Origin of the sequence: uncultured Rikenella sp. (assembly GCF_910579375.1) — a bacterium.
Taxonomy (GTDB): Bacteria; Bacteroidota; Bacteroidia; order Bacteroidales; family Rikenellaceae; genus Rikenella.
Genome location: NZ_CAJTUJ010000069.1, coordinates 1 through 9,591, shown reverse-complemented (window position 1 = coordinate 9,591; position 9,591 = coordinate 1). Strand labels below are relative to the sequence as shown.

Genomic DNA, 9,591 nt, shown 5'->3' with positions numbered 1-9,591 from the left:
TGGGCTTTGCTTTTGGTCGTACCTCTGCGGCTCTACGAGCCGCCGGGTCTGCGGCGGGGCATCCTCGATGCCCGGGCTGGACGCCGCTGCCTGAACCCGACAGAATTGGTCGGTGCTGGTGCCGGAATTGTTGCGACCTTTAGGTCGCTGTCCTCGGCGAGAGCGACGCAATAGCGGCGCGAGGGGGGCGCGCCGAGGACGAATGCCACAGAAAGGGGCGGTGAATGGATGCGGTGCTTCTGCAACCCGTTGGGTCGCCGGGCCTGCGACGGGGCATCTTTGATGCCCGGGCCGGACGTCGCAGCCCGAACCCGAAAGAATGGGGCGAGGTTGGTGGCCGGGCTTAAGGTTTTACTCTTGCGACCCTTTGGGGTCACGGGCCTTGCCGCTCGGGGAGGATGGGCGATAGGCTGAACCCGAAAACTTTGGGATGAGTTCTTGGTAGTGTTTTGGGGCGAGTTTCTGCGACCCTTTAGGGTCGCGCGGGCCGGACGCCTCCTCACGGTAGGCACGCAACACGTCGCTTGCGCGTCGAGAGTTGCGGTACTTCCCGGGCGTTCGACCGTAAAGTCAAATGTAAAGTAGGGTAGAAGCACCTAATTAGGGTAGCTCCGGCCCATTGCCTACCGCGTGTCTCTCGTTCCCGTTTATTCCGAGAGGCAGCGCAACTGAAAACCGTAACCGCGATAGCTTGTACTGCTGGGACCGAGGCCGTGCAAACTGAAATTCAAGTCCAGGCCGTTGACTCCATTTGGGATGGAAGACCAACTGAACCCGCTGCCGCCGACGTACATAAGATTGCCTAATTGCCTTTCGTTACCTGCGTCGCGGTAGCCCGGGGCGGGCTGCGTGACTCGTAAAATCTGAATGGAAAAGTCGTGTTCAAGCCCGGGTTCTAAGTCCCAATCGGTTCCGTCGAAAGCTCTCAGTCCCGTTTATTCCGAGAGGCAACGCAACTGAAGACCATGGCCACGGTTGTTCGCATTGTTGGAAAGGAGCCATGTTGCATCCCATCCCAAATACATGCCCTTGGATCCATTCACGGATGATGAGTAACTGTAACCGCCGTTGCCGATGCCGTATAGCGTGCCTGTACTGTTGCTGCGGTAGCCCGGGGCGCGTTCATAGGGCGTTTTAATGGCCGCCTTTACTCTAAATGCCTCTACCCCAAACAATCGGGCTACCTTGGTTCCATTTGGGGTAGCCCCGGTCGGTAAACGACGCTGTGCGTCCATTTATTCCGAGAGGCAACGCAACTGGAAACCGTAGCCGCGATAATTCGCACTGTTGTTGTAGAGACGTTTCGAATCGAACAGTAAATCGAAGCCGGAAATGCTGTTGTTTGCGCCCGAAGCCCAACTATAACCGCTAAATCCGTTGCTGTACATATTCCCATCGGCTCTTTCGCGGCAGCCCGGGGCGGGGCTTTCGGACACTCCGACAAGACTGCCATTCACTCAAATGAACAGTGTCGATTACGAAGCATAACGACCGAGAAGGCATTATTGGGCCGGGGTATCCAACGGGATTTCCGGATCGTCGGAGGAATTCCGGGGAATCAATCGGTATTCGATATAATAGATTCGAATCAACAGCAGGAAACCGGAGATCAGCAGCGGCCCGAAAATAATCCCCCAGAAGCCGAACAAAGGAATCCCTACGATGACTCCGAACACTACGATCAAAGGATGCGTATCGGCCGCCCGTTTCATCAGGAAAATCCGACAGACATTATCGACATTGGCCACGATGAGCACAGCTCCCGCCAACAGGAAAATGCCGGGCCAGACGGCTCCCGTGGCGAGCAGATAAATGCCCAGAGGAACTGTAACCAAGGCCGTTCCCACCATCGGAACCAGTCCGCACACGGCGGTCAGAAAGGCCCAAAACAGGGCGCTGGGGATGCCGGTGGCCCAATAAAGCAGACCGGCGGTCGCCATCTGGGCCAACAGGATGACCGGAATGCCGATAGCATTGCTGAAAATCATGTTTTTCGCTTCGCGCCGCAACAACAACTGACCCTGACCGCTGAAAGGCAGGTAGCGAACCAGAGCCGCCTCCATCCGACGACCGGCGCTCAGCATGAAGTAGAGAATCACGACCGTCATCAGGATGTTGGCCGTGAAGCTGTAGGTCGTATTGATCAGCATCGAGGCGAAGCGCTTGATGAAGACTTCGGACTCGGCAAGCCACCGGCCGGAGATAACTCGGTAGCCGATTCGGTCGTTGATCTGTTCGATCAATTGGTTGATGCCGGCTAAGATGCGGGCCGTTTTCAGGTCGGGAATCTCGGTGGCGATTACTTCGAAAATCAGGTAACCGATGCTCAGGAGCAGAATGCAGGTGATGGTCACCAGGGTGGCCGATGCGATCCACGGACGCCACCGGCGCTCGTCGGTCAGCCGGAAAAGAGCCTGGCGCAGGACTGCATACAGGGTGACGGCGCCCAGGAATGCGCCTGTGAAGAAGCTTAGCTGGTGGAAAATAATGATGCCGAGGGCGATCAGGAGGCCCAGAAAAAGCAGCCGGCGGAAAAGTGCGTTCTGGCGGGTGAGCATGTCGGACATGGCGGGACGTGGGGATTGGGACGCGGCCGATCGGTTACGGGAGCAGCAGCGAGGGGTTGTTCAAATCGTGGTGGCGAGGGTCGCAGGGCTGGAGCGGGTAGAGCAGGATGTGGCTGTTCGACGGCGCGTATTTGCTCAGGTAGTCCGGAACGGCTGTCATGCTCTTGTGATAGGAGGGGCCGCCTTTCCGGCTCAGCACCGCCAGCAGGATGTCGTTGGCGCGCACGTCGCGGAATAGAATCAGAAAATCGTTCCAGTCGTTGAATTCGTGGAATTCCGCTTCGATCGGATGTCTGGTGTGGATCGAACGGATGTGGGACAGGGTATGGAGGGGGGCGTAGAAAACGACTTTCGTGTGGGTGTTGCGGCTCATGTTCCATACCCGGCGCATCCAAAGGGCGAAGCCCAGTTCGTTCTCGGCCCGGTCGGGGACGAAAACCAGCAGGCGGCCGGCGGTCGAAAGCGGTTGGACGGGTTTGTAGATCAGGGTGGTAATGTGATTCTGGGTCAGGACGTTGTCGATCGTGGCGCTGGGGAACGGAACGGGCGGCTCGCCCTCCCGTTCGGGGCGCAGGCCGAGGATCAGGTCGGTGATCTTCTGCTCGTGGAGGGTGCTGACGATGGCGTTCGCGATGTCCGAATCGTAGCGCAGCAGCTCCTGCATCTCGTTGTCGGTGGCTGCCGCGGTCATGACGGCCCGTTCGAGCACGCGCCGGCCCTGCCGGTCGGCATCGTCTCCGGTTGTCGCGGCGTTCGGGACGACATGCAGGGCGTACAGGCCGTTCCGGTTGCTCTTCGATTTGATCGTCACGCTCAGCTGTACCAGCTCTTCGGCTGTGGCAGGGTAGCCCACCGGTATCAGGATGCGTTCCGCGGGCTGGTTCTTCTCTGCCTCCGGAGAGCTCTCCGAAGCGGTCGAGAGGGCGATGTTGCGGGCGCCGCGCTGGGTGGCGAACGAGGCGATGGTGCACGTAATTAGGATCATCAGAATCGTGCCGTTCAGCACGCTGTCGTTCAGCAGGCGGATCGGCTCGCCCGTCTCGGTGTGGCCGGTGACGATGCCGTAGCCGACCATTACGGCGGCCAGTGTGGCGGCGGCTTGGGCGTTGCTCAGCCCGAAGATCAGGCGGCGCTGGTCGGCGGTGTAACGGAAACTTTTCTGGGTGGCCAGGGCGGCCAGAAATTTGGCCAGGGTCGCCACGACGGTCATCACGATGGCCACTTTGATCGTCTCGAAGTCTTTGAAAAAGGCGCGGTAGTCGATCAGCATCCCCACGCCGATCAGGAAGAAGGGAATGAAGAGGGCGTTGCCGACGAATTCGATCCGGTTCATCAGCGGCGAGGTGCGCGGAATCAACCGGTTCATCGCCAGACCGGCCAGAAAGGCGCCGATGATCGGCTCGATGCCGGCGGTTTCGGCCAGAAAGGCCCCCAGAAAGACGACGACCAGTACGAAGATGTATTGCGAGACGTTGTCGTGGAACCGCTTGAAAAACCACCGTCCCAGCAACGGAAAGAGGATGAGCACGATAGCGCCGAAGAGGGTCAGCGAGAGGCCCAGACGGATCCAGAATCCGTTGTCGACCGAACCGGCCGAGAGGCCGACGATGATGGTCAGCACGAGGAGGGCCAGGGTGTCGGTAATCATCGTGCCGCCGACGGTGATGGTCACGGCCTGGTTTTTCGTGATGCCCAGTTTGCTGACGATCGGGTAGGTGATCAGGGTGTGGGAGGCGAACATGCTGGCCAGCAGGATCGAGGTCAGGAGGTTGAAGTTCAGCAGGTAGATGCTGGCCAGAATGCCCAGAACCATCGGGATACAGAAGGTGAAGAGGCCGAAAATCAGGCTCCGGCCGCTGTTTTTCTTGAAGTCCGCGATGTCGATTTCCAGCCCGGCGAGGAACATGATATAAAGGAGTCCGATCGTGCCGGTGAGCACGATGCTGCTGTCGCGCTCCATGAGGTTGAACCCGAACGGCCCGATGACGGCGCCGGCGATGATCAGACCCAACAGGTGGGGAATGCGGATTTTGTTGAGCAGCAGCGGGGCGAAGAGGATGATAATCAGGATGAGCAGGAATTTCAGTACCGGGTTGGTGAACGGCAGTGTGAAGTCTATGAACATCAGGGGCAGCATAATGCGGTTCGGAGTTTGGTGAGGAATCGTTATTTTTGTCTGACGAAATGAAGGTACAAAAATGAGGCCATTACTCTTATATTATCCGAAGTGCGACACTTGTCGCCGGGCGGTCAGGTGGTTGGCGGAGCAGGGGGTGGAGGCGGAGTTGCGGGACATAGCGACGTCTCGGCCCTCCGAAGAGGAGCTTCGACGGTGGGTGGCGATGAGCGCGTTGCCGGTGCGGAAGTTTTTCAATACCAGTGGATTGCGCTATAAGGCTTTGGGGCTGAAAGAGAAGTTGGGCGGCATGTCGGACGAGGAGATGATTCGTTTGCTGGCTACGGACGGGATGTTGGTGAAGCGGCCTTTGCTGGTGGTGGGGGCGTGTGTGCGGGTCGGATTTCGGCCCGGGGAGTGGAGCGAAGTTTTGCATGCTTTTTGATTGACGGCAGGGTGTATCACCAAACCTACGAAAAATTATGAAAACGAAAGGAAATCCGTGGCTGGGCTTTTTGCTGAGCGAGCGGTATGTCGATTTGGCTCTGTTGCTGTTGCGTTTGTTCGCCGGCGGCCTCCTGTTTGTGCACGGGGTGGCGAAGTTGGAGCATTACGCCGCTTTGCGGAATGGTTTTCCCGATCCGATCGGGTGGGGCGGAGCCGTTTCGCTCGTGATGATTATTTTGGTCGAAATCGGATGTTCGCTCTTGGTTGTCAGCGGGTTATTGACTCGTTTCGCTCTGATTCCGATGATTTTCTCGATGATTATGGCGATGACCACCCACGGCGGGACGGGGTTGGGGAGCGTCGAGTTGCCGTTGTTGTATGTCGGGATGTTCGTCGTGTTGTTTGTGAGCGGGCCCGGGCGTTACTCCATCGATCGGCTGATCGGAAAAGTGTTGCGGCGGCCCGAAGCATAAAATTCGGACATACTCGTTAGTCTGTCGAACGCCTCGTTTTCTTGCTGAAAACGAGGCGTTTTCGTTATTTTTTCAATACTGACCGCCTGGTAGAAAAATAGTTGTCGAATAATATTTGTCACCGTTTCCGCGTTATCGACATGACTGTTTTGAGGGTGGCGAGAGCCCGAAACAGGCCGGCTGTTTCGCGATTGCGGCATTTATGTCAGAAATTCGGAAAATTCATTATTAGGCCCTGATTGGTGTGTTTAAGACGGTTTTTGTTTGGTGGTTGAAAATATTGTTTTTACATTTGTGACATAATTAGTGCCCGAAAAGGCGGTTTTTCGGCGGATTTTCGTCGATAACGTTTTGTCGGATAATTTGTTAGGAGAATAATCGTAGATGATACGTAACATGAAAAAGTATGGATGGATGACGGCCGCCCTGTTGTTGGCAGTGGTCGGTTGTCAGCGGAGAGAGATGATGTATCTGGGCGACGACGTTGTCCCGATACATTTCTCCATCGCCTATCAGGATGCGGAGGTGTCTGCCAAGGCGGGCAGCTCTTCGCAGGCGCTTCAGACTCGGGCGCGTGTCAATTTGGACAAGGGTACTACGGTACGCGTGTTTGCGTATAAGCGTAACGCGAATAATTCGGGCGGTGCTGATCCGCGATATGACGATTTCGTTGCGCAGTGTACCTATGTAGCCGATGGGAATGGCGGGCTGACGCCGTGTGCGGTGAAAGCCGACGGGACGGTGGATCCGACCGGGACGGTGCCGGATGCCATTAGCCTGAACAACGGCACGTATGACTTTTACGCATACTCGCCGGCCTTGCCTGTTTCGAACGGGAGTAATAATAATCCTTATGTCGTCAATGGGATTACCCACGGGATGGACGTGCTCAATGATTCATTGTTGAATCGGGCTGTCAGCAAGTCGGCTTCCACTGTTGCATTGGTGTTCGAACACAAGTGTTCCAAAATCACCTTTAACGTCAAGCAGCCGGACGGTGCTGATGTCACGAAATTGAAAGTCGACAGCATTGTGTTGCGGCGGATGAACCCGCCTACGAACGTTGCCGGTTGGTGGATGAATACGGACTTGACCTCGGGGAGCGGGTACGACAATGACACCTGCCTCATGAAAACGTTCGGCGACTTGAACGATAATTCGGATCCGTCCAAACCGAAATTGATCGGACGGACAGGTTTCGGGATCGTTTTGCCGAAACTGGATGACGCCTCGACGATACCGGCGAACATTTATTTGACTTTGGGTGACAGTGCTTATCTCTTCAAGACCAAATTCCCTGCGATGGAGTATAAGAAAGGGAAACACTACACCTATAATATGAACTTCAAGCAGACCGAAGTCGAATTCACCTTGGACGTGGTGGCGTGGAACAAAGTTTCTGTGGATGGTGAATTGGGTGAAGACGGTAACGTGGGCGGTGTATTGGTCGGATCGTGGTTCCAGCGTTACAACACCTCGACCGAGATGGGTGACGATAACGCCGCCGGAGATATCGGAGGATGGAAACCGGTTAATCCGGACTGGACGATCGGTAATGCGACGGGCTCGAAACCCGGTGGTGATGTGGGTAACTGGGGCGACGTGGATGTTGACCAGCGACCGGGCGGCAATGGTAGCGGTTCGAATCCCGGCGGCGGTGTCGGCGGTTGGGGCGACGTGAACGACAATCAACCCGGGCTTGGACAGTAATACCCGAACAACATAAAAAAACAAAAACAAACAAAACATACATTAACCAACCATGAAAAAATTAATGATTTTCGCGATATCGGCGGCAGCACTTGGCGTCATGTCGTGCCAGAAATCAGAGATTTATCGGCCGGAGGAAGGCGCATTGGGGAAACCCAATGAGACCCCCGTTCAGGTAAGTTTGGCCACCGAGTCCCTTCGGACGCCGGTTGCGGCCGAAACTGTCGGTACCAAAACGAACGCTTCGGGTGATGAAGCCATCTCGATCTCTTTCGGTGGCGAAGACGTTGAAGTCGTCGACACCAAAGTATCGGCCGACCTGCCGAAAGCGCAGGACTCTAAGATCACCGACATCTGGGCTATTCAGTATGATGCTAACGGTAACTTGCTCGGTACCCCGTATTATACTGAAGTGACCGACGCAGGGACTGCTGGCTCGGGAACCACCGACTGGTCGTATGACCTCTCAGTGAACCTGACCACCGCACCGGCTGGTGGGAAAGTCTTCTTTGTGGCCAATACCCACTCGCCGTCGACCTTCACCACTGCTAATGCAGCTACCGTAGCGGACTTGTTGAAACTGACTAAACACGTCGGCGGTGCAAGCAGCGAATGGCAGTTCAACGCCACCTCGACCATTCCGATGATCGGCGTTTACAACGGCCCGGTGAACGGTACCACCAAAATTACCGGCGTGAAATTGACCCGTCTCTTTGCCAAGATCATCTTGAAATACAAAGTGACCGGCGCCAATATCGAGATCAACAACGTGGCATTGAAGAACGTGCCGACCACCTATACTTACGACACCTTGGCACCGCGTTCGGCTACTACCGTTTTCCCGACCAAGGTGACTACTTCTGGGAGTGAAAGCCACAAAGACTATCCGGCTGTAGGGAAGACCGCCTTGGATGCTTTGACCGCAGACGCCGACGGCTTCAAAACCCTCGTTTGGTACATGCCCGAAAACTACCGGGGTCAGAATCCCGGTGTGACCACTGACGCAGACCGTATTCTTACTGCAACTGACGGGATGGGGACTTACGTGAACCTCTCCGGTTACCTGAAATCTCCGGCAGAATGTGCCTTGCTGAACTACACCGTGATGCTCGGGAATCCTGGTGCTGACCGCGGTAACTTTAACGTGGAACGCAACTCGGTTTATACCGTCAAAGTGACCATCGTAGGCCACAATACTGCCGACCACCGGATTACCAAGGAAACTTTCGACCGCAGCAACTGTGGGATCATTGCGCCGAACTCGGGTGAAAATGGCCAGCACACGTTCGATATCCGGAAGTTGACCGAAGGGTGGAAAACTTCTATGCCTACCTTGGGTGCTTCCGCAGCTCTGCGTGCTGAAGTACTCTGGCAGGATCGTCAGAACGTGTTGACAAATGCAGATATCAGTTTGGACAAAGAGAATGGGTTGTTAACCGTAAAATCCACCCACAATGTATCGGGTAATGCTGTTGTTGCTTTGTATGACAATGCAACTTCTGGCGGGAGCATTCTTTGGAGTTGGCATATTTGGGTAACCTCTTATAACCCCAACCCGACCTTGGGTACTGATGGCCATCCCTATCCGGCAGGTCAGAATGTAGCCTTTAACACGACGGGTGGGAAAGTGCATCGTTATGGAACCAAATTCCAGCAGACTAATGGTGATAAAGTCATCATGGACCGGAACCTCGGGGCTGTTAATACCTATTATGCAGCTCCTGCGCCTTCTGAGACTGCATTGAATCTGCAGAATACTTTCGGGATGTTTTATCAGTGGGGTCGTAAAGATCCGTTGCCTTATGTAGATGCGTCAACTATTAATGCGTCGAATGCTACGGGTACGACTATTAAGATTTATGGTAATACCGGTACTAACGAGCTGGCTGAGGCAACTGGGCCTAATTTGAACGCTGCTGGTTATAAGAGGTTTGACATCAATGGTGGTACAGTGACGATTGCAGCTGACAAGTGGAGTAAGAACAGTACTTTGGCTTATTCTGTAAAGAATCCGTTGACGTTTATTTACAATGCACAGACCCCGTATGACTGGTATGCGAAAGACGCAGATAATCAGAACAATGACCTCTGGGGTGACGGTTCAGTAAAGAGCCCGTACGACCCGTGTCCTAAAGGTTGGCGGGTAGCCCCGAACGGGACTTGGTCTGACTTTACGCGGGACGCGGAAGTGCCTTTGAACGGGACTTTCCCGTACTATTCGGACGGCGTAGCGGGTGAAAAATATGGTGCAGGGAACTACAAAGCCACCAACGGTCGT

Annotated in this window: 8 protein-coding genes; 4 read left to right on the top strand and 4 right to left on the bottom strand. The window is 55.3% G+C overall.

Going from position 1 to position 9,591, the window contains the following annotated elements; translation table 11 throughout:
- Nucleotides 1–647 precede the first annotated feature (647 nt).
- The 4 genes from QZ302_RS06745 to QZ302_RS06730 form a co-directional block, all read right to left on the bottom strand.
- A complete protein-coding gene (locus QZ302_RS06745) occupies nt 648–794 on the bottom strand; it encodes a hypothetical protein (protein WP_294593868.1) in 147 nt (48 codons plus the stop codon).
- 441 nt (nt 795–1,235) lie between these two features.
- The gene (locus tag QZ302_RS06740) at nt 1,236–1,388 is read right to left on the bottom strand and encodes a hypothetical protein (protein ID WP_294593867.1); all 153 of its coding nucleotides are present in this window, start codon (nt 1,386–1,388) and stop codon (nt 1,236–1,238) included.
- 114 nt (nt 1,389–1,502) lie between these two features.
- On the bottom strand, nt 1,503–2,567 hold the full coding sequence (locus QZ302_RS06735) for an AI-2E family transporter (RefSeq protein WP_294593866.1): 1,065 nt from the start codon (nt 2,565–2,567) through the stop codon (nt 1,503–1,505).
- A gap of 34 nt (nt 2,568–2,601) precedes the next feature.
- Nucleotides 2,602–4,704, bottom strand: a complete 2,103-nt coding sequence (locus QZ302_RS06730; RefSeq protein ID WP_294593865.1) for a cation:proton antiporter — start codon at nt 4,702–4,704, stop codon at nt 2,602–2,604.
- A gap of 61 nt (nt 4,705–4,765) precedes the next feature.
- Between QZ302_RS06730 and QZ302_RS06725 the strand changes: the two genes are divergently transcribed.
- From QZ302_RS06725 to QZ302_RS06710, 4 genes are all read left to right on the top strand, one after another.
- A complete protein-coding gene (locus tag QZ302_RS06725) occupies nt 4,766–5,128 on the top strand; it encodes an arsenate reductase family protein (RefSeq protein WP_294593864.1) in 363 nt (120 codons plus the stop codon).
- Nucleotides 5,129–5,165: 37 nt separating this feature from the next.
- Nucleotides 5,166–5,603 carry a DoxX family protein gene (locus QZ302_RS06720; protein ID WP_294593863.1) on the top strand — a complete coding sequence of 146 codons (438 nt, stop codon included), beginning with the start codon at nt 5,166–5,168 and terminating at the stop codon, nt 5,601–5,603.
- A gap of 396 nt (nt 5,604–5,999) precedes the next feature.
- On the top strand, nt 6,000–7,313 hold the full coding sequence (locus QZ302_RS06715; RefSeq protein ID WP_294593861.1) for a fimbrillin family protein: 1,314 nt from the start codon (nt 6,000–6,002) through the stop codon (nt 7,311–7,313).
- Between the two features lie 52 nt (nt 7,314–7,365).
- A partial coding sequence (locus QZ302_RS06710; RefSeq protein ID WP_294593859.1) for a DUF4906 domain-containing protein occupies nt 7,366–9,591 on the top strand: 2,226 nt, incomplete at its 3' end.

Coding starts and splice junctions, on each gene's coding strand:
- QZ302_RS06745 (WP_294593868.1), bottom strand. CDS start 794: ATGTACGTCGGCGGCAGCGGGTTCAGTTGGTCTTCCATCCCAAATGGA.
- QZ302_RS06740 (WP_294593867.1), bottom strand. CDS start 1,388: ATGTACAGCAACGGATTTAGCGGTTATAGTTGGGCTTCGGGCGCAAAC.
- QZ302_RS06735 (WP_294593866.1), bottom strand. CDS start 2,567: ATGTCCGACATGCTCACCCGCCAGAACGCACTTTTCCGCCGGCTGCTT.
- QZ302_RS06730 (WP_294593865.1), bottom strand. CDS start 4,704: ATGCTGCCCCTGATGTTCATAGACTTCACACTGCCGTTCACCAACCCG.
- QZ302_RS06725 (WP_294593864.1), top strand. CDS start 4,766: ATGAGGCCATTACTCTTATATTATCCGAAGTGCGACACTTGTCGCCGG.
- QZ302_RS06720 (WP_294593863.1), top strand. CDS start 5,166: ATGAAAACGAAAGGAAATCCGTGGCTGGGCTTTTTGCTGAGCGAGCGG.
- QZ302_RS06715 (WP_294593861.1), top strand. CDS start 6,000: ATGAAAAAGTATGGATGGATGACGGCCGCCCTGTTGTTGGCAGTGGTC.